The organism is Kribbella sp. NPDC004138 (assembly GCF_053603655.1).
On sequence record NZ_JBSGFZ010000007.1, the window covers coordinates 159741 to 184178 of the forward strand.

26 protein-coding genes are annotated in these 24438 nt (G+C 71.1%); 15 read left to right on the top strand and 11 right to left on the bottom strand.

Translation table 11 applies throughout. The annotated features are described in order from the left end of the window. The first annotated feature begins 9 nt into the window (after positions 1 to 9). The 3 genes from ACWEOO_RS11965 to ACWEOO_RS11975 are packed head-to-tail and all read left to right on the top strand — an operon-like array spanning position 10 to position 2740. Positions 10 to 801, top strand: coding sequence for a lysophospholipid acyltransferase family protein (locus tag ACWEOO_RS11965; protein ID WP_363714872.1), 792 nt, complete (start codon positions 10 to 12; stop codon positions 799 to 801). Then, complete coding sequence (locus ACWEOO_RS11970; RefSeq protein WP_359930535.1) at positions 798 to 1802, top strand: NAD(P)H-dependent glycerol-3-phosphate dehydrogenase; 1005 nt, start codon at positions 798 to 800, stop codon at positions 1800 to 1802. Before ACWEOO_RS11965 ends, ACWEOO_RS11970 begins: the two co-directional genes overlap by 4 nt. Then, positions 1799 to 2740: an aminoglycoside phosphotransferase family protein gene (locus tag ACWEOO_RS11975; protein ID WP_452142945.1), complete on the top strand. Its 942-nt coding sequence runs from the start codon at positions 1799 to 1801 to the stop codon at positions 2738 to 2740. Before ACWEOO_RS11970 ends, ACWEOO_RS11975 begins: the two co-directional genes overlap by 4 nt. Here ACWEOO_RS11975 and ACWEOO_RS11980 read toward each other — a convergent pair. Beyond that, a complete protein-coding gene (locus tag ACWEOO_RS11980; RefSeq protein WP_452142946.1) occupies positions 2733 to 3848 on the bottom strand; it encodes an ROK family protein in 1116 nt (371 codons plus the stop codon). The two genes, ACWEOO_RS11975 and ACWEOO_RS11980, sit on opposite strands and share 8 nt — an antisense overlap. A gap of 75 nt (positions 3849 to 3923) precedes the next feature. Here ACWEOO_RS11980 and ACWEOO_RS11985 point away from each other — a divergent pair, with 75 nt between their 5' ends. Then, a complete protein-coding gene (locus tag ACWEOO_RS11985; RefSeq protein ID WP_359930544.1) occupies positions 3924 to 5018 on the top strand; it encodes a Gfo/Idh/MocA family protein in 1095 nt (364 codons plus the stop codon). 11 nt (positions 5019 to 5029) lie between these two features. Then, positions 5030 to 6037 carry a sugar phosphate isomerase/epimerase family protein gene (locus ACWEOO_RS11990; RefSeq protein ID WP_452142947.1) on the top strand — a complete coding sequence of 336 codons (1008 nt, stop codon included), beginning with the start codon at positions 5030 to 5032 and terminating at the stop codon, positions 6035 to 6037. A gap of 122 nt (positions 6038 to 6159) precedes the next feature. On the opposite strand, the gene ACWEOO_RS11995 is transcribed toward ACWEOO_RS11990, so the two are convergent. Next, positions 6160 to 7347: an MFS transporter gene (locus ACWEOO_RS11995; RefSeq protein ID WP_452142948.1), complete on the bottom strand. Its 1188-nt coding sequence runs from the start codon at positions 7345 to 7347 to the stop codon at positions 6160 to 6162. Positions 7348 to 7402: 55 nt separating this feature from the next. Here ACWEOO_RS11995 and ACWEOO_RS12000 point away from each other — a divergent pair, with 55 nt between their 5' ends. Continuing rightward, entirely contained in the window at positions 7403 to 8086 is a 684-nt protein-coding gene (locus ACWEOO_RS12000; RefSeq protein ID WP_452142949.1) for a FadR/GntR family transcriptional regulator, read from the top strand. Here the strand turns inward: ACWEOO_RS12000 and ACWEOO_RS12005 are convergent. Together ACWEOO_RS12005 and ACWEOO_RS12010 are read right to left on the bottom strand one after the other, a co-directional pair. Further along, on the bottom strand, positions 8032 to 8580 hold the full coding sequence (locus ACWEOO_RS12005; protein ID WP_452142950.1) for an N-acetyltransferase family protein: 549 nt from the start codon (positions 8578 to 8580) through the stop codon (positions 8032 to 8034). The two genes, ACWEOO_RS12000 and ACWEOO_RS12005, sit on opposite strands and share 55 nt — an antisense overlap. A gap of 13 nt (positions 8581 to 8593) precedes the next feature. Next, the gene (locus tag ACWEOO_RS12010) at positions 8594 to 9772 is read right to left on the bottom strand and encodes an MFS transporter (protein WP_452142951.1); all 1179 of its coding nucleotides are present in this window, start codon (positions 9770 to 9772) and stop codon (positions 8594 to 8596) included. 76 nt (positions 9773 to 9848) lie between these two features. On the opposite strand from ACWEOO_RS12010, the gene ACWEOO_RS12015 reads away from it, so the two are divergent. Further along, positions 9849 to 10586 (top strand): DeoR/GlpR family DNA-binding transcription regulator, encoded by a 738-nt coding sequence (locus ACWEOO_RS12015; RefSeq protein ID WP_452142952.1) that lies wholly within the window; start codon positions 9849 to 9851, stop codon positions 10584 to 10586. Continuing rightward, entirely contained in the window at positions 10583 to 11755 is a 1173-nt protein-coding gene (locus tag ACWEOO_RS12020; protein ID WP_452142953.1) for an MFS transporter, read from the top strand. The genes ACWEOO_RS12015 and ACWEOO_RS12020 overlap by 4 nt, the downstream gene beginning before the upstream one ends. On the opposite strand, the gene ACWEOO_RS12025 is transcribed toward ACWEOO_RS12020, so the two are convergent. After that, positions 11739 to 12851: a trans-sulfuration enzyme family protein gene (locus tag ACWEOO_RS12025; protein WP_452142954.1), complete on the bottom strand. Its 1113-nt coding sequence runs from the start codon at positions 12849 to 12851 to the stop codon at positions 11739 to 11741. The genes ACWEOO_RS12020 and ACWEOO_RS12025 overlap by 17 nt on opposite strands. Before the next feature lie 30 nt (positions 12852 to 12881). Further along, positions 12882 to 13499: a TetR/AcrR family transcriptional regulator gene (locus ACWEOO_RS12030; protein WP_363714847.1), complete on the bottom strand. Its 618-nt coding sequence runs from the start codon at positions 13497 to 13499 to the stop codon at positions 12882 to 12884. Between the two features lie 97 nt (positions 13500 to 13596). Here ACWEOO_RS12030 and ACWEOO_RS12035 point away from each other — a divergent pair, with 97 nt between their 5' ends. From ACWEOO_RS12035 to ACWEOO_RS12045, 3 genes are read left to right on the top strand one after another with little or no spacing between them, the layout of a single operon-like run. Beyond that, positions 13597 to 14802 carry a cytochrome P450 gene (locus ACWEOO_RS12035; RefSeq protein WP_452142955.1) on the top strand — a complete coding sequence of 402 codons (1206 nt, stop codon included), beginning with the start codon at positions 13597 to 13599 and terminating at the stop codon, positions 14800 to 14802. 58 nt (positions 14803 to 14860) lie between these two features. Continuing rightward, positions 14861 to 15991, top strand: a complete 1131-nt coding sequence (locus tag ACWEOO_RS12040) for a D-alanine--D-alanine ligase family protein (protein WP_452142956.1) — start codon at positions 14861 to 14863, stop codon at positions 15989 to 15991. A 10-nt stretch (positions 15992 to 16001) separates the two neighbouring features. Beyond that, positions 16002 to 17447: a carboxylesterase/lipase family protein gene (locus ACWEOO_RS12045; RefSeq protein ID WP_452142957.1), complete on the top strand. Its 1446-nt coding sequence runs from the start codon at positions 16002 to 16004 to the stop codon at positions 17445 to 17447. 4 nt (positions 17448 to 17451) lie between these two features. On the opposite strand, the gene ACWEOO_RS12050 is transcribed toward ACWEOO_RS12045, so the two are convergent. The 4 genes from ACWEOO_RS12050 to ACWEOO_RS12065 all read right to left on the bottom strand — a co-directional run bounded on the left by ACWEOO_RS12050 (position 17452) and on the right by ACWEOO_RS12065 (position 20000). Next, entirely contained in the window at positions 17452 to 18651 is a 1200-nt protein-coding gene (locus tag ACWEOO_RS12050; protein ID WP_452142958.1) for an RNA polymerase sigma factor, read from the bottom strand. A gap of 6 nt (positions 18652 to 18657) precedes the next feature. Further along, entirely contained in the window at positions 18658 to 19074 is a 417-nt protein-coding gene (locus ACWEOO_RS12055; RefSeq protein ID WP_452142959.1) for a YciI family protein, read from the bottom strand. A gap of 123 nt (positions 19075 to 19197) precedes the next feature. Continuing rightward, positions 19198 to 19731: a DUF3515 domain-containing protein gene (locus tag ACWEOO_RS12060; protein WP_452142960.1), complete on the bottom strand. Its 534-nt coding sequence runs from the start codon at positions 19729 to 19731 to the stop codon at positions 19198 to 19200. A 32-nt stretch (positions 19732 to 19763) separates the two neighbouring features. Next, positions 19764 to 20000, bottom strand: coding sequence for an Lrp/AsnC family transcriptional regulator (locus tag ACWEOO_RS12065; protein ID WP_170990044.1), 237 nt, complete (start codon positions 19998 to 20000; stop codon positions 19764 to 19766). Between the two features lie 125 nt (positions 20001 to 20125). On the opposite strand from ACWEOO_RS12065, the gene ACWEOO_RS12070 reads away from it, so the two are divergent. Genes ACWEOO_RS12070 through ACWEOO_RS12080 form a run of 3 tightly spaced genes read left to right on the top strand, consistent with a single transcriptional unit; the run spans position 20126 to position 22519 of the window. Beyond that, positions 20126 to 21088, top strand: coding sequence for a thiamine-phosphate kinase (locus ACWEOO_RS12070; RefSeq protein WP_359930591.1), 963 nt, complete (start codon positions 20126 to 20128; stop codon positions 21086 to 21088). Position 21089: 1 nt separating this feature from the next. Next, complete coding sequence (gene thiD, locus ACWEOO_RS12075; protein ID WP_452142961.1) at positions 21090 to 21896, top strand: bifunctional hydroxymethylpyrimidine kinase/phosphomethylpyrimidine kinase; 807 nt, start codon at positions 21090 to 21092, stop codon at positions 21894 to 21896. Beyond that, positions 21893 to 22519, top strand: a complete 627-nt coding sequence (locus ACWEOO_RS12080) for a DinB family protein (RefSeq protein ID WP_452142962.1) — start codon at positions 21893 to 21895, stop codon at positions 22517 to 22519. The genes thiD and ACWEOO_RS12080 overlap by 4 nt, the downstream gene beginning before the upstream one ends. On the opposite strand, the gene ACWEOO_RS12085 is transcribed toward ACWEOO_RS12080, so the two are convergent. Continuing rightward, entirely contained in the window at positions 22507 to 23256 is a 750-nt protein-coding gene (locus ACWEOO_RS12085) for a helix-turn-helix domain-containing protein (RefSeq protein WP_452142963.1), read from the bottom strand. The genes ACWEOO_RS12080 and ACWEOO_RS12085 overlap by 13 nt on opposite strands. A gap of 159 nt (positions 23257 to 23415) precedes the next feature. Between ACWEOO_RS12085 and ACWEOO_RS12090 the strand changes: the two genes are divergently transcribed. Then, a complete protein-coding gene (locus ACWEOO_RS12090; RefSeq protein WP_452142964.1) occupies positions 23416 to 24438 on the top strand; it encodes a hypothetical protein in 1023 nt (340 codons plus the stop codon).

Consider the following 24438-nt stretch of genomic DNA (forward strand, 5'->3'; position numbering starts at 1 on the left):
GATTCTCCCATGACCGACGGCGGGTACGAGCACCAGGAGGCAGCTGTGGACGCGAGGCAGGCGGATCCACGGCCGCCGCGTGGGTTCTGGTTCGGGGTGATCGTCGCGCTCGTGAAGCCCTTCATGATCGCGTTCACCAAGTGCCGGTTCACCGGCCGCGAGAACATGCCGCGGTCCGGCGGCGTGGTGTACGTGCCCAACCACATCTCGCACTTCGACCCGGTGGTGCTCGGGTACTTCATCTGGGAGTGCCGGCGGATCCCGCGGTTCCTCGGCAAGGCGTCGGTGTTCAAGATCCCGGTGCTCGGCACGATCATCCGCGGCGCCGGGCAGATCCCGGTGTACCGGGACTCCGCGCAGGCCGCGGACGCGTTCCGGGACGCGGTGGCCGCGGTCGAACGCGGTGAGTGCGTGGGCGTGTACCCGGAGGGCACGATCACCCGCGATCCCGCGATGTGGCCGATGACCGGCAAGACCGGCGCTGCGCGGATCGCGTTGATGACCGGCTGCCCGGTGATCCCGGTCGCGAACTGGGGAGCGCAGGAGATCCTCCGGTCATACACCGGCAAGATGCGGTTCCGGCTGCTGCCGCGCAAGACCCTGCAGGTGCGGGCCGGCAAGCCCGTCGACCTGAGCGCCTTCGAGGGCAAGCCGCTGACCAACCAGCTGTTGCACGAGGCAACCGAGGTGATCATGGCCCGGGTCGCCGAGACGCTCGGCGAACTGCGCGGCGAGGAACCGCCCAAGGAGCTCTACGACCTCCGCAAGGCCCGCAAAGCCGAAGGCGAGGACAAAGCATGACCAAGGTCGCGGTGTTCGGCGCGGGCTCCTGGGGGACGGCGTTCGCCACGGTGCTGGCGAACGCGGGGAACCAGGTGTCGGTATGGGCCCGGCGGGAATCGCTGTGCGAGGTGATCAACACCCGGCACGAGAACGCCGAGTACCTGCCCGGGATCCGGCTGTCCGAGGCGATCACCGCGACCCACGACCCCGCCGAGGCGGCTGACGGGGCGGAGGCCGTCGTCCTCGCGGTGCCGTCGCAGTCGTTGCGCGACAACCTCGCGGACTGGGCCGGCGTCCTGCCGAACGCCGTACCGCTGGTCAGCCTGATGAAGGGCGTCGAGCTCGGGACGACGAAGCGGATGAGCGAGGTGATCGCCGAGCTCACCGGCGCCGGCCCGGAGCGGATCGCGGTGGTCTCGGGCCCGAACCTGGCGCGCGAGATCGCCGAGGGTCAACCGGCTGCCTCGGTGGTCGCCTGTGCGGACGAGGGGACGGCGGCGCGGTTGCAGAAGCTCTGCCATTCGCCGACGTTCCGCCCGTACACGAACAACGACGTCGTCGGCTGTGAGCTCGGCGGCGCCTGCAAGAACGTGATCGCGCTCGCGGTCGGTATGGCGGTCGGGCTCGGGTTCGGCGACAATGCCCGGGCCTCGGTGATCACCCGCGGCCTGGCCGAGATCGCCCGCCTGGGGACGGCGCTGGGCGCCGACGAGCACACGTTCTCCGGGCTGGCCGGTCTCGGCGACCTGGTGGCGACCTGCTCGTCGCCGCTGTCGCGCAACCGCACGTTCGGCGAGAAGCTCGGTCAGGGTATGACCGTCGCGGACATCGCGAGCGGCACCCGTCAGGTCGCCGAGGGTGTGAAGTCCTGCGCCTCGATCAGCGAGCTGGCGCACCGGCACGACGTCGAGATGCCGATCGCCGAACACGTCACCAAGGTCGTCGCCGGCGAGATGACCCCCAAGGACATGCTCTTCAGCCTGGTCTCCCGCTCGGCGAAGTCGGAACGCTGGGGATGATCCCGGAGGCGTTCGCCAAGGTCACCGTCGAGCGCGAAGGCGCTACCGGGCAGGCGTGGCTCGACGAGCTGCCCGGGATCGTCGAGGACCTGCTGGATCGCTGGGAGCTCCAGCGCGACGGCGACGTACTGCACGGCCAGGTCGGCGTGGTGGTGCCGGTGCGTGGAGACGCAGTGCTCAAGGTGTCGTTCCCGCATCCGGGCAACGTGCACGAGCCGGACGCTTTCGAGGCCTGGGGCGGGCGTGGCGCGGTGAAGCTGTACCGGCGCGACGACGCCCGGTACGCGATGCTGCTCGAGCGTGCGAACACCAGCACACTCGCCGAGCACATGGGTGAGATGCTCATCCCCGCCGACGCTGTTGACTCCGCGGTGATTGCCGGGGGTCTGCTCCGTCAATTGACGATCCCGGCGCCGGCCGGACTGCCGCGCATGTCCGAGCAGGCCGGCGCGTGGGCCGAGCAACTGCACCAGGACGCGGCCGAACTCGACCATCGGTTGCCGTCCGCGGTCGTGGACCAGGCGCTGTCGGTCGTCGACGAGCATTGCCGCGAGCAGCCGGAGACTTTGATCCACGGTGACTTTCATGCGCGCAACATCCTGCGGGCGGACCGCGAGCCCTGGCTGGTCGTCGACCCGAAGGGGTACGTCGGCGATCCGGCGTACGACGCGGCGTTCTTCCTGCGCACCCGGGCGTACTACCTGTTCGTCGGCGGCCTCGCCCTCGACGAGCTGATGCCGTATCTGGACAAGGAGCTCGAGCGGTTCGCCGAGGCGTCGGGGATCGACGCCGAGCACATCCGCCGCTGGACGCACCTGGTCATCGTCCAGTCGGCGTTCTGGACCCGCCGGCACGGCTTCGGCCGCGCCCGGAGCGGCGACCACCTCGACGAAGTCATCACGCTCATCGACAAGATCGCGACCACTTGGGTCAGCTGAGCGTGTGCGCGACGACGAGCGCGGCCGCACCCAGCAGGGCGGCGTCCCGGCCGGTGCGGGACGGGACCACGCGCAGATCGGTCGTGGCCAGGGGCAACGACCGGGCGTAGACGGTTTCGCGGAGGCCGGCCAGCAGACTGTCGCCGGCCTGGGCGAGGGAGCCGCCGACGACGATGACCGACGGGTTGAGCAGGCTGACCGCGGCCGCCAGGACGGTGCCGATCTCGCGGCCGGCCTGGCGGATCGCGGTGGTCGCCTCGGTGTTGCCGGCCCGGACCAGGTCCACGATGTCCTGGCTGGTCTCCCTTCCGAGCTTGGACGCGAGCGCGGCCGCGGAGGCGATCGCTTCCAGGCAGCCGGTGTTGCCGCAGCGGCACAGCGCGGTATGACCCGGCGCCTGGATATGGCCGATGTCCCCGGCCGCGCCCTGCGCGCCGCGGTGCAACCGGCCGCCGCTGATCACGCCCGCTCCGATGCCGGTGGCAACCTTCACGAACAGCAGGTGCTCGACGTCCGGGTACGCCGTCGCGTGCTCGCCGAGCGCCATGATGTTCACGTCGTTGTCGACCAGCACCGGCCCGGGCAGCTCCCGGCGCAACCGACCGACGACGTCGTACGAGTCCCAGCCGGGCATGATCGGCGGATGGTTCGGCCGCCCGGTGCTGTGCTCGACCGGGCCCGGTAGCCCGACGCCCGTTCCGGCCAGATCCGTGCGGGACCGCCCGGCCTCCTGCAGCAACGCCTGACCGGCCGCGGCGACGGCGTCGAGCACGACCTCCGGCCCCTCGGCGATCGCCAGGCGGCTCGTCGTGCGATGCAGGATCGCACCGGTCAGATCGGTGAGCGCGACCGACAGATGAGTCGCGCCGACGTCCGCGGCGAGCACGAGCCGAGCAGTCGGGTTGAACCGGAACCGCGCCGGTGGGCGCCCGCCGGTCGAGGCCGCTTCGCCCGAGGGCACCACGAGCCCCTCCGCGAGCAGTGCCTCGATCCGCCCGGTCACCGTGGACCGTGCGAGGCCGCTGCGCTCGATCAGCTCGGCCCGGGTCCGCGGCTGCCCGTCGAGGAGCAGTCGCAGCACCGCGTCCGCCGTACCGATAGCGCTCATCACCCGGACTTTCGTCGTACTGGCCGTGGACTTTTGCTTGACAGGGTTCAAAAGGGTCCCATAGCGTCCTTCGACGTGTCCACCAATGCGCGAAAGCTCAGGGTCGGGATCGTCGGTGGCGGGTTCATGGGCCGGGTCCACGGCCGGTCCGCGCTGGTCTCGGGAGCGACCGTCGTCGGTGCCGTCGGCTCGTCGCCCGCGCGGGCCGAGGCTGCGGCCGAGGCGACCGGCGCCGAGCGCGGATTCGCGAGCCTGGACGAGCTGCTGGCCGCCGACATCGACGTCGTGCACATCTGTACGCCGAACAACACGCATCGCGATGTCGCGCTGAAGGCGTTCGAGGCGGGCAAGCACGTGGTCTGTGAGAAGCCGCTGGCCACCTCGGCCAAGGACGCCACCGGACTGGCCGCCGCAGCGCACGAGGCGGGCCTGGTCGGCGCCGTGCCGTTCGTCTACCGCTACCACCCGATGGTCCGCGAGCTGCGCACCCGGATCGCCGCCGGCGACGCCGGTGTGATCACCAGCCTGCACGGCTCGTACCTGCAGGACTGGCTCGCCGGTGCGGACGACCAGAACTGGCGCGTGGACGACACGACCGGCGGACCGTCACGGACGTTCGCCGACATCGGCTCGCACTGGTGCGACCTCACCGAGTTCGTCACCGGCGACCGGATCGCCGCGATCAGCGCGCAGCTGCGGACGGTGCGGGCGCAGCGCGGCGGCGTCGAGGTCCGGACCGAGGACCTCGCGACCGCACAGTTCCGGACCGAGGCCGGTGTGGTCGGGACGATCGTGGTCAGCCAGGTCGCGGCCGGCCGGAAGAACCGGCTGTACCTGGAGGTGTCCGGCACCGAGTCGAGCTTCGGCTTCGACCAGGAGGACCCGGACCGGCTCTGGGTCGGCCGCCGCGACGCCTCGCAGCTGCTCACGCGGGATCCCGAGACGCTCAGCCCGCCGGCCGCGCGGGTGAACCGGCTGCCGGCCGGTCACGCGCAGGGGTACCAGGACGCGTTCGACTCGTTCGTCGCCGACAGCTACGCCGCCGTCCTGGGCGACCGCCCGGACGGCCTGCCCGATTTCGCCGCCGGAGCGCGGTCCGCCCACGTGGTCGACGCCGTACTGCGGTCCGCCGCGGACGGCAGCGCCTGGATCACCGTCGACAACTCCTAGGAGCCTTTGAGATGCCTCGTCCGATCACTCTCTTCACCGGTCAGTGGGCCGACCTGCCGTTCGAGGAGGTCTGCCAGTTCGCGTCCGAGGCCGGGTACGACGGCGTCGAGATCGCCTGCTCCGGCGACCACTTCGACGTTCAGCAGGCCGTCGACGACGACTCCTACGTCCAGACCCGCTTGGACATCCTGGAGAAGTACAACCTGCAGGTCTTCGCGATCTCCAACCACCTGGTGGGGCAGGCGGTCTGCGACGACCCGATCGACTTCCGGCACCAGGCGATCGTGCCGTCCCGGATCTGGGGCGACGGCGACGCCGAGGGCGTCCGGCAGCGCGCCGCCGAGGACCTGAAGAACACCGCGCGGGCGGCCGCGAAGCTCGGCGTGAACACCGTCATCGGCTTCACCGGCTCGTCGATCTGGCAGTACGTCGCGATGTTCCCGCCGGTGCCCGCGGAGCGGATCGCGGCCGGCTACCAGGACTTCGCCGACCGCTGGAACCCGATCCTCGACGTGTTCGACTCCGAGGGTGTCCGGTTCGCGCACGAGGTGCACCCGTCGGAGATCGCCTACGACTACTGGACCACCACGCTCACCCTGGAGGCGATCGGGCACCGGGAGGCCTTCGGCCTGAACTGGGACCCGTCGCACATGGTGTGGCAGGACATCGACCCGGTCGCGTTCCTCTGGGACTTCAAGGACCGGATCTACCACGTGGACTGCAAGGACACCCGGATGCGCGTCGGCGGCGGCCGCAACGGCCGGCTCGGCTCGCACCTGCCCTGGGGCGACCCGCGGCGCGGCTGGGACTTCTACTCCACCGGTCACGGCGACGTGCAGTGGGAGGACTGCTTCCGCGTGCTGAACTCGATCGGCTACGACGGCCCGATCTCGGTCGAGTGGGAGGACGCCGGTATGGAGCGCAAGGTCGGCGCGGCGGAGGCGGTCAACGTCATCCGCGCCCTGGCCTTCGACAAGCCGGAGGCCGCCTTCGACGCGGCGTTCTCGACGGACAAGTGAGCCAGCTCGTGGCGGCCTGAGACCTGCAACGGTGACCTGGGACCTGCTATTTCAGGGCCCAGGTCGCCACTTCAGGTCTCCGCTCGCCACTTGAGGTCACCGGTCGCCGGGTCGGTTGTAGGTCAGGTGGCGCGGGTGTCTCGGCCGGCCGCGTAACCCAGTACGACCTGCGTAGCCGCCAGCGTCGCGAAGACGCTCAGCGTCGTACTCCAGCCGCCGGTCACCTGGACCAGGTAACCCGCGACGACCGGACCAGCCGCGGCGAGCGTGTAGCCGACCGCTTGTGCCATGCCGGACAGCTGGGTGGTTTCGTGGTGGCTGCGGCCGCGGAGGCTGATCAGCGAGAGCGCCGCGACCAGCCCGGCGCCCTGGCCCAGTCCGCCGACGACTGCCCAGACGATCGCCAGGTGCGGCGCCAGCAGCAGACCGAGCAGGGCGACGAGGATCGGCGTACTCGCGATCATCAGGCCGGCCAGCTGGTTCGTCGGATGCTTCAGCAGCAGCGGGATGCTGAGCCCGCCGATCAGCCCGAACACCTGGAAGACGAACAGGTGCACACCGGTGGACCGCTCGGAGACGCCGCCGGTGGTGATCTCGATGGTGGGCAGCCAGTTCACGAACAGGTAGAAGCTCGTCGACTGCAGCCCCATGAAGCCGGTCACCAGCCAGGCCATCGGCTGCCGCCAGACGCTCATCGGCGGGGCCTCGTCGGCTGTTCTGGCGGGCGGCATCGGCTCCGGTGACAGCGTCCGCGGCAGCCAGATCGCGGCGACCAGGACGGCGAGCCCGCCCCAGACCGCCAGGGACAGTCGCCAGTCGACCGCGTCGGCGATCGGTACGGCGAGGATCGAGGCGATCGCCGCGCCGCCGGTGATGAAGGCCGTGTAGATGCCGGTCGCCCGCGAGACATGGGCGGCGTAGTCCCGCCTGAGGATGACGGGCACCAGGACGTTGCCGACCGCGATCGCGCCGCCGACGACGGCCGTGCCGATCCACAGCCCGGCCTGGCCTGTGTACGGGCGGAGCGCGCTGCTGGCTGCGAGCACCAGCAGCGAAACGAACACCGCCCGTTCCATGCCGAACCGCCGGGACGCGAGGTGGACCAGGGGAGAGGCCGCCGCGAAGGCGAGCAGCGGCAGCGTGCCCAGCAGGCCCTGCGCGGCCTCGCCGAGCTGCAGGTCGAGGCCGATCCGGGGCAGCACCGGACCGACCGCGGTCAGCGCCGGCCGCAGGCTCAGCGCGACCACGAAGGCGGTCGCGGTGATCAGTGACGACCGCCCTCGAGTCATCGGTTCGGTCAGCACTGCCACGACACACCTCTCCTGAGCTCTCATGTAGATGTCCTACATTTATATACTGTAGGGCATGACGATGAACGGTCCGGTGCGCCAGGTGCCGCTGGTGCTGCAGGTCTCGGAGCAGTTCCGGGCGCAGATCGAGTCCGGCGCCTGGCCGCGGGGCACGCGGATCCCCGGCGAGAATCAGCTCGCGAGCGAGCTCGGCGTCAGCCGCGGCACGGTGCGGGAGGCGCTTCGATCGCTCAGCCTGACCGGTCTGCTCGAGCCGCGCGTCGGCGACGGGACCTACGTCCGCGCGACCAACGAGATCACCGGCGTCCTGGTCCGGGACGAGCTCTCGGCGTCACTCACCGACGTCCTCGACGCGCGCGCCGGCATCGAGGCGGCCGCCGCCCGGCTCGCCGCCCAGCACGCGGCATCGGCCGACCTGACGCCGCTCACCGACGCGCTCGAGGCCCGCGCCGCGGCGCTCGCGGCGGACGACCTGGACGCGTTCGTGATCGCCGACACCGACTTCCACCGCGGTGTCGTCGCCGCGAGCCGGAACCCGTTGCTGCTGCGGCTGTACGACGCGCTCGCCGAGGTGCTCGCCGCGTCGATCCAGCAGACCGCGACGATCCCCGAGGACCGCCGGATCCTCGACGCGCACCTCGACGTCCTGGAGGCGATCCGGGCCGGCGATCCGGAGGCGGCGAGTCAGGCGTCGTACGCGCTGATCGAGTCCGTCAAGGTCGCGGGATCCGGCCAGTAGTACCGGAAGCAGGCGGGCTGTCCGTTGAGCCGGCGCGGTTCGCCGCCGGGCGACGGGACGTCCTTGCGGTCGCCGCGGATCCCGCCGCGCGCCTCGTAGAACGCCTGCGCGGCGGTGTTCTGCTCGAGCACCCAGAGGAAGATCCCGGTGTCCCGGACGTGCTCCGCCGTGAGCGCGAGCAGCCGGGTGCCGATTCCTTGCCGCTTGAGCGGTGCCCGGACGTGCAGGTTGTCGACCAGGGCGCCGTACTTCGGGTCCGCGTCGAACACCACATGCGCGAGCCCGATCAGCTGCCCCTCGTCCTCCGCCACGGTCGTCCGCGTCCCCTCGCGCGCCGCGAGCCGCTGGGCCCACATCGCGCCGAGGTACTCCGGCGACTCGTCGTCGAGGAACGCATCGGCGTACGCACCGCGGTAATGCCGCCGCCAACTGTCGCCGTGCAACTCCGCGACCGCCGCCGCGTCCTCTGCTCCAGCTACCCGGAAGGTCGTCATCCCACGATTCGTATCACCGGGGAAGGACGTCGCCGGGCGCTGTCCGGGTGCTGGTCGACAGCACCCGGGCGAAGACGGCCAGGCACGCCGCCAGAGCGGTCACGACGACGAACGAGATGGTCAGGCTGCTGGCCTGCGCGATGCCGCCGATGATCGACGGCGCGACCAGGCCCGACGCGTACGTGATGGTGGCGACGCCGGCGATCGCCTGGCTCGCGTTGTCGCCGGTGCGGCCGGCCGCCGCGAAGGCGAGCGGTACGACGACCGCGATCCCGACGCCGATCAGGCCGAAGCCGGCCATCGCCACGACCGCGTTCGGCGCGACGACCACGAGCAGGCCGCCGAGCGTCGCGATCACGCCGCTCCAGCGCACCGTACGGACCGCGCCGAACCGGTCGACCACCGCGTCGCCGGTGAGCCGCGCGATCGCCATCGTCAACGCGAAGCCGGTCGTCGCGCCGGCCGCGACACCGGCCGAGCTGTCCAGGATGTCGCGCAGGTACACCGCCGACCAGTCCAGGCTCGCGCCCTCGGCGAACACTGCGCAGAACCCGACCGCGCCGATCAGCAACGCCGACTTCGGCGGCAGCGCGAACCGCGCCGGCGGCTCCTCGTCGTCGTCGGGGTGGATGTTCAGCACGAACTGGCACACCACCGCGCCGACGAGCGTGAGGACGACGGCTGCGACCACGTGATGGACCTGGGCGCTGAGGTTCTTGTGCGCCGCGACCGTCCCGACCGCGGAGCCGAGCAGGGCGCCCGCGCTCCACAGGCCGTGCAGCCCGGACATGATCGACCTCTTCAGCCGGTGCTCCACCTCGACACCGAGCGCGTTCATCGCGACGTCGGCCATGCCCGCCGTACCGCCGTAGATCAGCAGGGCGGCGCAGAGCGTCAGCAGGCCCGGCGCGAACGACGGCAGGATCAGCGACAGCGTCCAGAGCGCGAGCAGCCCGCGGAGCGCGGTCCGGGTCCCGAACCGGTGGCTGACCCGGGCGGCCAGCGGCATCATCAGCGCCGCGCCGAGGGCCGGGAACGCGAGCGCCAACCCGAGCTGGCCCGCGGACACCCCCGCGTGCTCCTGGATCCACGGGACCCGGGTCGCGAACGACCCGGTCACCGCTCCGTGCACGCAGAAGACGGCGGCCACGGCGTACCGCGAGCGCCGGACAAGGGTGGTGTCATCAGTCACAAGCAAACACGCTATCTGTTTGAACGATCAGGCGGATGGTAGTTTTTTGCGCATGAGAAGTGCGGAACGGCACCAAATGATCGTAGAGCGACTGCAGGCCGTCGACCGAGTGTCGGTCCAGGAGCTGGTCGAGGCGACCGAGGCCTCCGACATGACGGTACGCCGCGATCTCGACTTCCTGGCCGCGCAAGGCGTCCTGAAGCGGGTCCACGGCGGCGCGGTGTCCGCGATGCCGTCCAGTCTCGAGCCGCCGCACTCGCTGCGCGCCCAGGCCGCCGTCGCCGCCAAGCAGGCGATCGCCCGCGCCGCGGTCGAGCACCTCCGCGACGGCGAGACGATCGTGCTCGACAGCGGTACGACGGCGCTGGAGACCGCGAAACTGCTGCACGACCGCGCGCTGACGGTGATGCCGCTCTCGCTGCACGTCGCGCACGAGCTGGCCGACGCGCCGCGGATCCGCTTGCTGATGCCGGGCGGCGAGGCGCGCAAGGGCGAGCTGTCGCTCGTCGGTCCGCTGACGGTCGCCTCACTCCGCGCGCTCCGGTTCGACGCCGCCGTCCTGAGCCCGTGCGCCTTCAGCCTCGACGCGGGGATGACGGCCTTCGACCTGGGTGACGCCGAGGTCAAACAGGAAGCTCTGAAGGTCGCCAACCGATCCATCGTGCTCGCCGACGGCGCCAAGTGGGACCGGGCCGCGCTCGCCTACGTCTGCGCCGCCGACCGCCCCGACCTGATCATCACCGACGACTCCGCACCCGAGGACCAACGAACCTTGCTGACCCAACGCGGCACCCTCGTAGAGGTGGCCTCTTGAGCGCCACTGACATTCAGCTCCAAACTGCACCGCCCCGAGCCGCCCGTGTCGCCACCTGGCTGTACTTCGGCCTGAACGGCTTCGCGGTCGGGATGTGGGTGGTGCACATCCCGAGCATCGAGCAGGCGACCGGGATCACCCACAGCACGCTCGGGCTGCTCCTGCTCGTCCTCGGCGGCGCCGCGTTCATCGGCATGCAGGTCGCCGGCCCACTCGTCGACAAGCTCGGCCAGCGCCGGCTCGTCCCGGCCGCGGGCATCCTGCTCGGCATCGCGCTCGCCGGGCCCGGCCTGGCCACCAACTGGTGGACGCTGGGGCTCACGCTGATCCTCGTCGGCTTCGGCAACGGCTCGATCGACGTCGGCATGAACGCGCAGGCCGTCGTCGTCGAACGCGGCTACCCGCGACCGATCATGGCCGCCTTCCATGCGATGTGGTCGATCGGCGGCGCGATCGCGGCCGTCATCGGCGCGGCCACGCTGCGCGCCGGCGTACCGACCGAGGTCACGCTCGGCCTGGCCGGCCTGGTCTGCATCGTGCTCTCGCTGGCCGCCAGCCGTTTCTTGCTGGAGGCAACCGTCTCCGACGATGAGGCGGACGACGCGGCACCGCGGGAGAAGCCGCCGGCGAAGCTGGTCTGGGCGCTCGGCGGGCTCGCGTTCGGCCTGATGCTGTCCGAGGGCGTGGCAAACGACTGGGCCGCACTGCACTTCCGCGACATCCTCGACACCTCGGTCAGCACGGCGGCCTACGCGTACGGCGCGTTCGCGGTCGCGATGACCGTCGGGCGGTTCCTCACCGACCGGGTGGCCGCCGTCGTCGGCCCGGCCGCGATCGTGCGCTGGGGAGCCGCGATGGCCGCGGCCGGTCTGACCCTGGTGATCGTCGTGCCGTGGGTGCCCGTCGCGCTCGTCGGCTGGGCGGTCTTCGGCCTCGGCCTCGCGGGCGGCGTACCGCAGCTCTTCACCGCCGCCGGCAACCTCGACCCGCGCTCGTCCGGCGCCCTGATGGCCCGTGTCGTCGGTCTCGGGTACGTCGGCTTGCTCGCCGGGCCGGCGCTGATCGGCGGCCTCGCGCACTGGATGCCGCTGAACATCGCGTTCATCCTGCCCGTGGTGCTGTGCGTGCTGACCTTCTTCGGCGGGCCGGTGCTCAACTCGAAGCGCTGAGGGCCTGCTCCAGGTCGGCCCACAGGTCGTCGGGGTGCTCGATACCCACGGACAGCCGAATCAGGTCCTCGGGGATGGTCGGCACCTCGATCGGCCAGCGGCGGCGGCGTTCGAGCATCGACTCGACGCCGCCGAGGCTGGTCGCGTGCACCCACAGCTGCGTGCACTCGCAGAGCTTCTGGGCGGCGGCCGCGTCGCCGCCGAGCTCGAAGGCGAGGATCGCGCCGAAGCCGGACATCTGCGCGGCGGCGCGGTCGTGTCCCGGGTCGTCCGGCAGGCCCGGGTAGCGGACCCGGCTGACCCGCGGATGCGCGCGCAGCCGCTCGGCCAGGAACAGGGCGTTCGACTCGGCCCGCTCCAGGCGGAGGGCGAGCGTGCGCAGGCCGCGGAGCGCCAGCCAGGCCTCCATCGGTCCCGGGATCGCGCCGAGACTGCGGCGGCGGAGCTCGATCGCCGACCACAGATCCTCGTCCGCGGTGACGACGGCGCCCAGGACGACGTCGGAATGCCCGGCGATGAACTTGGTGGCCGAGTGCATAACGACGTCCGCGCCGAGCCGCAGCGGCTGCTGGAGCAGGGGAGTGGCGAACGTGTTGTCGACGACCACGGTCGCGCCCGCGGCACGACCGGCCGCCGCGAGCGCCGGGATGTCGGCGACCTCCATCGCGGGGTTGGTCGGCGACTCGATCCACAGCAGGTCGGCGCCGTCGACCGCCCGGACGGCCGCGTCCGTGTCGGCGATGCCGGCCCGGTCGACCGTCAGCCGGCCGGTGGCCGCCTGCTGATCGAGCAGCGCGAGGACACCGGAGTACGCGTGCTGCGGCGCGACCACCCGGCCGCCGACCGGGACCAGGTCGATGACGGCCGCGGCGGCCGCCATCCCGGACGCGAACGTCAGCCCGCGACCGCCCTCGAGTTGCCCGAGGGTCTCCTCGAGCGCGGTCCACGCGTCGTTCCCGAACCGCCCGTAGCCGCGATCCCCACCGGCCACGTACGTCGAGCTGAACACCGGGGACTCGCCGAGCGGCGCGTTCGGCACCCGCTCGGGCCGGCCCGCGTGGACGACGACGGTGGACGGATCGAGGTCAGGAGTCATGCCCGAATTGTCCCTGGCCGCTTGGCGGGGTCAGAGCGCGGGGGAGTCCGGTACGCCGGGCAGCGGGACGCCGCCGGCGCGCAACAGCCGCATCGCCCGCCGGGCGAGTGTCTTCGCGTCGACCGTGCCGGGGCTGTCGACCCAGACGCGGACCACGTTCTCGATGATGTTCATCGTGATGCCGGCGGACAACGCGGCCACGAACTCGATGCTGCGCAGGTCGTCGCCGGGCAACCGGCGTACCAGCACGTCGGCGAGGTCGTTGCGGAAGCGCCAGATCAGCTCGTTGAGGTGCGCGCTCACGGACGCGGTCTGTTCGGCCAGGTCGAACACCGCGCGGATCCGGTCCGGGTTGCGCTCCAACTGCTCGAGAACCCGCTCGATCACCGCGCACAGGCCGTCCGGCAGGTTCATCGCGGGCTGGTCGTGGAACCAGCTGACGGCGTCCGCGAGGCACTCGTCGACGAACTCCAGGACCAGCCCTTCCTTGGTCGGGAAGTACCGGTACAGGGTGCTCGGCCCGACCTCGGCGGCCGCGGCGATCTGCTCGACCGTGGTGCGGCCGAACCCGTTGTCGCTGAACAGCTCGAACGCCTTGTCCGCGATCAGCCGGCGGGTCCGCTCCCGCTTCACCTCGCGCAGTCCCATGGCGGGCAGGGTACCGCCTGCGACGCGCCGCAGGGTGTTCCTTATCGGGAGCGTCAGCCATATGGTAGTCACTACCAAATTCCCGTTGGGGGTGGCGATGACCGAGAGCTTTCCCGTCGGCAGACCGTCCGGCTGCCCGTTCGACCCGGCCCGCGAGTACGCCGCGTACCGCCGGACCGAGGAACTCGCGAAGGTGGCGACGCCGGCCGGTGTCGACGCCTACGTGATCAGCCGGTACGACGACGTCCGCACGTTGCTCCGGGACAGCCGGCTGAGCTCGCGACCGGCGCCGTCCGATCACGTTGTCCCGGACGCGGATCTGGAGCGGGAGGTGGAGTCGGGCTCGATCCTGCAGGTCGACGGCGCGGCGCACAAACGCCTCCGCAGGCTGCTGGCGACCGAGTTCGCGGCGCGGCGGATGGAGGCGATGCGGCCGCGGATCGCCGCGATGATCGACGAGCGGATCGACGCGATGCTCGCCGCCGGAGGACCCGTCGACCTGGTGAAGGAGTTCGCGCTGCCGATCCCGTCGCTGGTGATCTGCGAACTCCTCGGCGTCCCGTACGCGGACCGCGACGAGTTCCAGGAGCGGAGTGCGTTGCTCGTCCGCGTCGACGGCTGGACCGACGAGATCGGCCGGGCCAGTGACGAGCTGAACCAGTACATCGTCGGGCTGGTGCTGGCCAAGCAGGCCAGGCGCGAGGACGACCTGCTGTCCCGGCTGATCACCCGCGGCGAGGAGTCCGGTACGCCGCTGAGCCTGGAGGAGCTCGTCACGGTCGGGGTCACACTGCTGATCGCCGGACACGAGACGACCGCGAACATGATCGCGCTGAGCACGCTGGCGCTGCTGCGCAACCCTGACGAGCTCGCCAAGCTGCAGTCCGATCCGACGCTGGCGCCGGCGGCGGTCGAGGAGCTGCTGCGCTACCTGTCGGTGGTGCACTTCGGGCTGTTCCGGCAGGTGACCGATGAGCTACCGGTCGGATCCTCGACGATCGAGGCCGGCGGGTTCCTGATCGCGGCGCTCTCCTCGGCGAACCGCGACGAGACGGTGTTCCCGGACCCCGACCGGCTCGACGTGGAGCGCGACGCCGCGGCGCATGTCGCCTTCGGGTTCGGACCGCACCAGTGCCTCGGTCAGCAGCTGGCGCGGGTCGAGTTGCAGGAGGTCTTCACCAGGCTCTTCACGCGCATCCCGACGCTGCGGCTCGCCGTACCGTTCGAGGAGATCGACTACAGAAACAACACGCTCGTGTACGGAGTGGCAGCGTTGCCAGTCGCCTGGGACGCCCCGATCTGAACATGTCTTAACCGAACCCCGGTCGGAACCAGATCTCCGGGCCGCTACAGTCGAGCCGGTGAGTGAGTACTCAGAAGGTCAGCGCAAGCCCCGGGTCGCCGTCGTCTTCGGCGGCCGGTCGAGCGAGCACGCCATCTCGTGCGTGACCGCCGCGAACGTCCTGCAGGTCATCGACCGGGACAAGTACGACGTGGTCCCGGTCGGCATCAGTACCAGCGGGCACTGGGTGCTGGAGAGCGGCGACCCGGAGCGGCTGTCGATCACCGACGGCAAGCTCCCCGAGGTCGACGTGACCGCGATGCCGGTGCTGTTCGGCGCGAACCGCGAACTCGTGGTCAGCGAGCCGGGCCAGGTGCCGAGCACGCTCGGCGCGGTCGACGTGGTCTTCCCGCTGCTGCACGGCCCGTGGGGCGAGGACGGCACCATCCAGGGCCTGCTCGAGATGTCGGACATCCGGTACGTCGGTTCCGGCGTCCTGGCCAGCGCCGTCGGCATGGACAAGCACTACATGAAGGTCGTCTTCGAGGGCGCCGGGCTCGAGGTCACGCCGTACGTCGTGATCCGCGACCGGGACTGGATCCGGGACCCGGAGGCGTGCCGCGCGTCGGTCGACGCGCTCGGCTACCCGGTGTTCGTCAAGCCGTGCCGGGGCGGGTCGAGCCTCGGGATCAGCAAGGTGACCAGCCGCGACGAGCTCGACGAGGCGGTCGCGGTGGCGCGGGCGCACGATCCGAAGGTGATCGTCGAGGCGTCGGCGAAGAGCCCGCGGGAGATCGAGGTCGGGGTGCTCGGCGGGCCGGTCGGCTGCGCCCCGGAGGCCAGCGTCTGCGGCGAGATCGCGGTGTCCGGCGGCGGGCACGACTTCTACGACTTCGAGACCAAGTACCTGCCGGAGGGCGAGGAGTACACGGCGCTCTCGGTGCCTGCCGACCTGCCGTCGGAGATCGCGGACGAGATCCGCGCGAAGGCGCTGATCGCCTTCGACGCGATCGAGGCCGAGGGGCTGGCGCGCGTCGACTTCTTCCTGGACGCCGACAACCGGGTCGTGATCAACGAGATCAACACGATGCCCGGCTTCACGCCGACCAGCATGTTCCCGCGGCTGTGGGCGGCGTCCGGCAAGGACTACGCGACGCTTGTAGAACACCTCCTCACCCTGGCGATGACCCGCCCGACCGGCCTGCGCTGAGAGTCGCGCGGTGGTCCTGGTCGACACGCAGCACGGGCCTGTTGCCGGGACCGACGCGCTCGCGTTCAAAGGCATCCCGTACGCCGCGCCGCCGGTCGGGCCGAACCGCTTCCGGCCGCCGGTCGCGCCGAAGCCGTGGACCGCGCCACGGGACTGCCGCGGCTACGGGCCGACCGCGCCGCAGACCAGGCCCGAGGGCGTGATCGGCGCGCTCGTTCCGCGGGTGATCGTCCCTGGCGACGACTACCTCAACCTCAACGTGTGGACGCCGGCGCTCGACGGGCAGGCACCGGTGATGGTGTTCGTCCACGGCGGCTCGTTCACGAGCGGGTCCGGAGCGTTGTCGGTGTACGACGGCTCGCGGTTCGCGCGTGACGGCGTCGTCCTGGTGACGATCAACTACCGGCTGGGCGCCGACGGTTTCCTGTGGTTCGGCGACGGGACGCCGAACCTCGGGCTGCTCGACCAGATCGCCGCGCTGACCTGGGTCCGCGACAACATCGCCGCGTTCGGCGGCGACCCGGGCAACGTGACGGTCTTCGGCGAATCCGCCGGGGCGATGAGCGTGTGCACACTGCTCGCGATGCCGGCCGCCGACGGGCTGTTCCGGCGGGCGATCGCGCAGTCGGGCGCCGGGCACAACACGATCAGCGCGGCGAGCGCTCGGACGGTCGGCAACCGGCTGGCGGCGATGCTCGGTACGGTGCCGACGCGCGAGGCGATCGCGGCCGTGCCGGTGCCGAAGCTGCTCGCCGCACAGGACAGCCTCAGTCGGCAGGTGATGGCCAGGCCGCGTGCCAAGGTGTGGGGCGATGTTGCCCGGACACTGCTGCCGTTCAGCCCGGTGGTCGACGGTGAGCTCCTGCCTGCCGCCCCCAGCGGCGGAATCCGGCCGGACGTCGACCTGATGATCGGCACGAACAGCGAGGAAGCCCGGCTCTTCCTGGTCCCCACCGGCCTCGCCTCGCGTCTCAGCACGCCCGCGCTGTACGCCGCGGCCGCGCTTCGCTTCGGGCTGCCGGCCCGCGGTGTCCGTCGCTACCGGGCGAATCGTCCCGGCTCCACGCCAGGCGACGTCCTGGCCGCGATCATGACGGACTCGTACTACCGCATCCCCACGATCCGGCTGGCCGAGGCCCGGCCCGGCGCTTATGTGTACGAGTTCGGCTGGAGGTCGCCGGCCTGCAACGGGACGCTCGGCGCCTGCCATGGCCTCGAGCTCGGGTTCGTCTTCGACAACCTGGACGACCCTGCGGCGACGCCGATGCTCGGCGCCGCACCGCCGCAGCACCTCGCGGACCTCATGCACCGGACCTGGATCGACTTCGCCCGCACCGGCGACCCCGGCTGGCCGCCGTACACCCGCGAGCAGCGCGTCAGCCGTCACTTCAACACCGCTTCCGGCACCACCACGAACGACCGCGTCGACGAACGCCTCGCCTGGCCTCGCCGCTGAGCAGTCACAGCCTGTCGGCCCGGGCACGCAGGTAGCGCTGTTGCGGGACACTCGTCGTCCGCGCAGCCGCCTCCTCGTACGCCGCTCGCGCGCCGGGCACGTCACCGGACATCTCCAGCAGATGCGCCCGGACCGCCGGCAGCCGGTGGTCGGCGGCGATCCGCTGGTCGTGCTCGATCGAACCGAGCAGCGCCAGCCCGTCGTCAGGTCCGCGCGCCATCGCGACCGCGACCACGTGGTTGAGCGCGACCATCGGATTGTCGGTGAGCTGCAGCAGCACCTCGTACAACGCGACGATCTGCGGCCAGTCCGTCTCCTCGGCCGTCGGCGACTCGTCGTGCACGGCCGCGATCGCCGCCTGCAGCTGGTACGGCCCGACCGGTCCCCGGGGCAGCGTTGCCGTGATCAGCTCGACGCCCTCGCGAATCAGCTCCGGGATCCACAACGACCGGTCCTGCTCCGCCATCGGCACCAGCTCGCCGAGCGGCCCCGTCCGCGCCGGCCGACGGGCGTCGGTGAGCAACAGCAACGCCAGCAACCCGGCGACCTCGGCGTCGTCCGGCAGCAGCCGGTGCAGCATCCGCGCCAGCCGGATCCCTTCGGCGGCCAGCTCGACCCGCTGCAGGCTCGGCCCCGTCGTGCTCGTGTAGCCCTCGTTGAAGATCAGGTACACGACCTTCAGCACCGCGCCCAGCCGCTCATCGCGGTCGGCCGGCAGCGTGAACCGCGCGCCGCTGTCCTGCACCGTCGTCTTCGCCCGGGTGATCCGCCGCGTCATGGTTGCCTCCGGCACCAGGAACGCCCGCGCGATCTCCGCGGTCGTCAGACCACCGACCGCCCGCAACGTCAACGCGATCTGCGACGCCGGCGACAGCGACGGATGACAGCACAGGAACAACAGCACCAGCGTGTCGTCCGTGTCCCCGACGGACTCGCCCTGCGGCGCCCAGGCAGCGACCCGGTCCTCCCGCCGCTGACGAGCCTGCTCCCGCCGGAGCAGATCCGTCAGGCGGCGCGAGGCGACCGTGATCAACCAGCCCCGCGGACTGTCCGGCACGCCGTCCACCGGCCACTGCTGCGCCGCCGCGAGCAGCGCCTCCTGCACCGCGTCCTCAGCCGTGTCGAAATGCCCGAACCGCCGGACGAGCGCCCCGAGAACCTGCGGCGCCAGCTCCCGCAGCAGTTCGTCGAGAGCGCCACTCATGTCCGGTCACTCCACCAGCTCGTCGCGCCCCTCGACGATCGGCCGGATGTCCGCATACGCGGTCGCGCGGGCGAACTCGGGCGCCGGCGTGTCCCCGAGCCGCGCCGCGATCTCGGTGGCCCGGTCGAACGACTCGCACTCGACGATCCAGTACCCCGCGAGCACCTCCTGCGTCTCGGCGTACGGCCCGTCGGTCACCACGGACTGGCCGTCCTTCGACCCCAGCCGCCGGGTGAGCACCGGCGCCGCCAGCGCACGCGTCTCGACCAGCTCCCCGGACTCGACCAGGTCGTTGTTGAACTTCTCCATGAACGCCCCCATCGCCGCGAAGTCCTCCGGCTTCCAGGCCGGCTTCCCGGTGTCCTTGCCCGCCATGCCGTCGTAGTCCTGCTGCGACGCATACGTCAGGATCATGTACTTCATCAGCTTCTCCCGTCGTCCGAGCACCCACCACCGGGCACTTCCACCCGAGACGTCGCCCCCGCGCACCGCAACCGGACACGAACCAGCAGACGATTTTCGATCTCGCCAGGGAGTATGCCGTTGTCAGGTGCAGGGCGTGACGAGTTTGTCGAACTTGTGGACAGCGTCCGAGACGTCGGTGAGGGCGTTGGCTTCGGGGGAGTACTTGGAGGGGACGGCGACCTCGAAGTAGAGGGTGCGGCCGATCGTGGTGAAGATGAAGCCGTTCTGGACCTGTTTGGCGAACCAGCCGACGCCGTTGACCTCGAAGCACTGGGACTGGGCCTCGGCCATGCCGGCGGGGGCGGCGACGCCGCAGGTCATCTCGATGGGCGGGTCGCCGTACGCCGTGGTGAGCGTGCTCTTCGGCGAGGTTTCCCGGCGCTCGGCGTCGAGGACCTTGTCGGGGAGGGCCTTGATCAGGTCCGCGCACGCGGCGGCGACCTCAGGGCCGGGGGACGGGACGGGGACGGGCGTCGGGCCGGGGCTGCACCCGGCGACCAGCAGCAGCGCGAACGCCGCGGCCACGCCCCGGAACACGCCGGACGGCGACAACGGGACCGGTCCAGCCGCAGCGGCGCGGGCGCGTGCCGATCCGGCGAGCGTTTGCTTGGCCATCTGAGAACGTGGCGGGTCCGGCGTGGCGGGGTTCAGATGTGGACGACGGGGCAGGTCAGCGTGCGGGTGATGCCGGGAACGTTCTGGACCCGGGCAACCACCAGTTTGCCCAGCTCGTCGACGTTGCGGGCTTCCGCGCGGACGATCACGTCGTACGGACCGGTGACGTCCTCGGCCAGGGTGACTCCCTGGACCTCGGCGATCTGTGCGGCGACGTCGGCCGCCCGGCCGACCTCGGTCTGGATCAGGATGTAGGCCTGGACCACCACGTCGTTCTCCACTCAGTCGTCCTCAGCTGGGCTCCAGCCACAGTACTGCCAGGTGGCTGGGCGTACTCGTTGCCCGGTCACGGTACCGCCTAGACTCCGGTCAGCGATATGGGAGGTCTGCTGACGTGACAGAGACGTTGGGGAGCACGGGTGAGTTCGGCCTGATCGCGGCCGTCACCAAGGGGCTGTCCAAGAGTGAGGACGTCCTGGTCGGTCCTGGCGACGACGCTGCCGTGATGGCGGTGCCGGACGGCCGCATGGTGATCACGACGGATCTGCTGGTCGAGGGCCGGCATTTCCGCCAGGACTGGTCGTCGGCGTACGACGTGGGCCGCAAGGCCGCCGCGCAGAACCTGGCCGACGTGGCGGCGATGGGCGCCCGCCCGACCGCGCTGGTGGTCGGTTTCGGCGGCCCCGCCGACCTGCCGACCGCCTGGGCTCTGGAGCTGAACCAGGGCCTGGTCGACGAGTGCGATCTGGTCCGGGCCAGCATCATCGGCGGCGACACGGTCCAGTCCGACAAGATCGTCGTCTCGGTGACCGCGTTCGGCTCGCTGGACGGCCGTGCGCCGCTCCTGCGGTCCGGTGCCCGCCCGGGCGACGAGGTCGCGTACGTCGGGCGGCTGGGCTGGGCGGAGGCGGGCTGGACGGTGCTGGCGCGCGGGTTCCGCTCACCGCGGGCCGTGGTCGAGGCGCACCGGCGCCCGCAACCGCCGTACGCCGAGGGTCCGCGGGCCGCGCTCGCCGGAGCCTCTTCGCTGTGTGACGTGAGCGACGGGCTGCTGGCCGACCTCGGCCACATCGCGACGGCGAGCGAGGTGATCATCGACGTCCACACGAAGGCGCTCACGGTGCCCGAGCCGCTGCAGGCGGTGGCCGCCGCGACCGGTGTGGACGCGCTGCGGTTCGTGCTGACCGGCGGCGAGGACCACGCCCTGGTCGGTACCTTCGAGCCGGCCGACGTGCCCGAGGGCTGGACCGTGATCGGATCGGTTGCTGAGGGCAACGAGGAACGCCCGCCCGGGACCGTGACCGTCGACGGCTCGCCGTATGCTGCGGAGACCGGCCACGCCCACTTCAGGAGTTGAGATGCCGCCCCCCAGAGTGCTGACGATCGCCGGCTCCGACTCAGGTGGCGGAGCCGGCATCCAGGCGGACCTGAAGGCGATGCTCGCCAACGGTGTGCACGGCATGAGTGTGCTGACCGCGATCACCGCGCAGAACAGCCTCGGCGTCCAGGGCGCCTGGGAGCTGCCGGCGGAGCAGGTGCGTGCGCAGTTCCGCAGTGTGGTGGACGACATCGGCGTCGACGCCGTGAAGACCGGCATGCTGGCGTCCGAGTCGATGGTCCGCGTGGTCGCCTCACTGCTGCGGACGCTGCCGCCGGAGGTGCCGGTCGTCGTCGATCCGGTGTCGGTGTCCAAGCACGGCGACGCGCTGCTCGCGGCCGACGCGATGGAGGCCGTGCGCACGGAGATCGTCCCGCTCGCCACGGTCCTCACACCGAACCTGACCGAGCTCGGACCGGTCTCCGGTATCGACCTGGAGACGGTCGAGGACCGGGAGCTCGCCGCGAAGGCGCTGCTGGACGCAGGAGCGGACTGGGTGCTGGTGAAGGGCGGTCACGACGTCGGCACGGCGTCGGTCGACGTGCTGCACGGTCCCGGCGTACGGCGTGCGTACAGCGCGGTCCGGGCCGACAACAGGCACACGCACGGCACGGGCTGCACACTGGCGAGCACCATCGCGTCGTACCTTGCTCGTGGGTACGACGTACCGAGTGCTGTGGGCGCGGCGAAGGAGTACGTGACCGGTGCGATCGGGGCCGGGTTCGCGCTCGGCGACGGTATCGGTCCGGTCGATCACGCGTGGAGATTCCGAGGGAGTGCCACTTGAGCAAGCAGCAGCCCCCTGTCGACGGGTACTGCGAGCAGTGCGGTTTCAACTACGACACCGGTGACCTGCAGGGCACGGTGACCGTGCTCATCCGGCAGTCGGCGGACTGCAGCATGGCGCTGACGAAGGCAGCGGCCGGTCCGGACCCGAATGTGGTGCGGCTGCGGCCTGAGCCGGAGGTGTGGTCCGCGATCGAGTATGCGTGCCATGTCCGCGACGTCCTCGAGGTGCAGCGGCACCGGATCGCGCAGTGCCTGGCCGAGGACCGGCCGGTGTACGCGCCGATGGACCGCACCGGCCGGGTGAAGCAGCAGAAGTACGAGGACCAGGACCCGATGGAGGTCGCCGCCGAGCTGGTCCGCTTCGCCAAGGAGTTCGGCGCCGCCGCGCGGGTCCTCCGGCCGCAGGAGCTGGGCAAGCTCGGCCTCTACAACTACCCGGTTCGCGCACCCCGCACCCTCGGCTGGATCATCCGCCACACCGCCCACGAGATCCAGCACCATCGCCACGACATCATCGAGATCCTGGCCCAGGTGGAGCCTCCGATCGTCCCCAAGCCGACCGTGGACGAGGACGCCGAGGAGATCCGGACGCCGGATCTCGAGCCGTCTCAGGAGGCGTGAGCCGCGAGCTCCCGCACGATCGGGTCGCGGGCGGCCTCGAGCCGGCGCATCACCTGCGGAACGGGCGTCCGGTTGAGCTGTCCGGTCACGCCGAGGATGAGCTGGTCGTGCGGCGGCCCGAGCCGGATGGCGCCGCACCACCAGCCGAGCCGCGCCTCCTCGTACTCCGTCGCCCGGCCGGTCTCCGCCGCCTGGCGGACGCGCGCCTCGTACCTGCCCGGGAGCGTGATGGTGCGGGCAGTGTGCCGCGGTAGCCCGCGGCGCAGGACCCGTTCCATCGCCTCGGGATGGTCGACGGCGACGAGTTGGGCGCCGGCCATCCCCGGAAAGGTGTCGTACTCGAACCGCGTTGGCCACTCGCGGGCCATGAACCGGCCCTGCGGACGATCGTGGGCGGAGTCGGCGATCGCGAGGTAGCCGGTCGCGTCGGTGTGCGCGACCCAGGCGATGGCGCCGGTGCGTTGATGCAGCTCGTGCAGGAACGGCCGGATCAGGTCGGACTTGCAGGCGAGCCGCTCCGCGGTCCTGGCGAAGGCGCGCATCCGCGATCCGAGTTGGTAGCCGGCCAGGTCACGCTCCAGCAACCGCCGGCGGACGAGGTCGTCGGCGATCCGCCGGACGCTCGGCTTCGGGATGCCGGTCAGCTCGGTCAGCTTGGCCAGTCCCGTCGGCGCTCCGGTCTCGGCGAGCACGTCCAGGATCGCGAGCACCCGCCCCGTCACGGTGTGGTCGTCCATCTCCGCCCCCTGTCCCCTGTGCTCCTTCCAGGGTGGCAGCTCAGCGTGTCGGTGTGCAGCCGATTTTGTGATCCTGCCGTGTCACTGAGTGATCCGCGACGCGTGCCCGGCGCCGATCGCGGTGGCGATAGTTGTCGCAACCAACGGGAGGGGACGGCGATGGCCGAGCAGAACGAATGGCGTTTCTGCACCAAATGCAACAGCTTGTTCTACAACGGGTACGACGCGAAGGGCGCCTGTGCTGCGGGCGGATCGCACACCGCGATGGGCTACGACTTCATGCTGCCGTACGACGTGGCGCCGACGGCGTCCGCGCAGGACGGCTGGCGCTTCTGCACGGGGTGCCAGGCGATGTTCTACGACGGGTCGCCGGACCAGGCGCCCTGCCCCGCGGGCGGGAACCACGCCGCCGCGGGCTTCAACTTCGTGCTGCCGCACGACGTGCCGGGAACGCCGACGGCGCAGACGGAGTGGCGCTTCTGCGGCGGCTGCCACGCCATGTTCTACGACGGGTACGACGACAAGGGGCGGTGCCCGCGCGGCGGCGCGCATGCCGCGCTCGGGTACGGGTTCGTCCTACCGCACAGGCCGGACGGTGAGGTGCCCGCACCGGTCGTGGCGCTGCGCTACACCGGGATGATCTGCTTCGGCGAGGTGGACGTCGAACTCGACGGCGAGGACGAGATCTACATCCTGACCACCGCGATCACTTCGGAGAACGGCAACCCGGTCGTGCGGACCGAGCGGCACCCGATCGGTGTCGGGACCTACGAGCACGTCAACCAGGGCGGATCGTGGGACGGCCCGGTCGCGGCCTGCTACCAGGGCCCGGCGCAGGACGTGTCGATCGTGGTCACGGTGATGGAGCACGACGAGGGCGATCCGGACAAGTACCGCGAGACGGTCGAGTCGGTGGCGCGGGCCGGCTCCATCGCGCTGCTCGGCGCCGGGATCCCGGTTCCCGACTGGGCGGAGAAGCTCGCCGTGGACCTGGTGAACGGCCTGCTGGATCTCGGCGACGACAACCTCGGCGTGGTCTCGAAGTCCTTCCGGCGCAGCGAGTTGCTGGCGGAGGCGGACAAGCCGCGGCTGGAGGAGCAGGGCGTGAAATACACCTGGTTCACGATGCACAACGGCGAAGGTTCGACGTACAAGGCGTACTTCGACGTCGTGCCGGCCTGA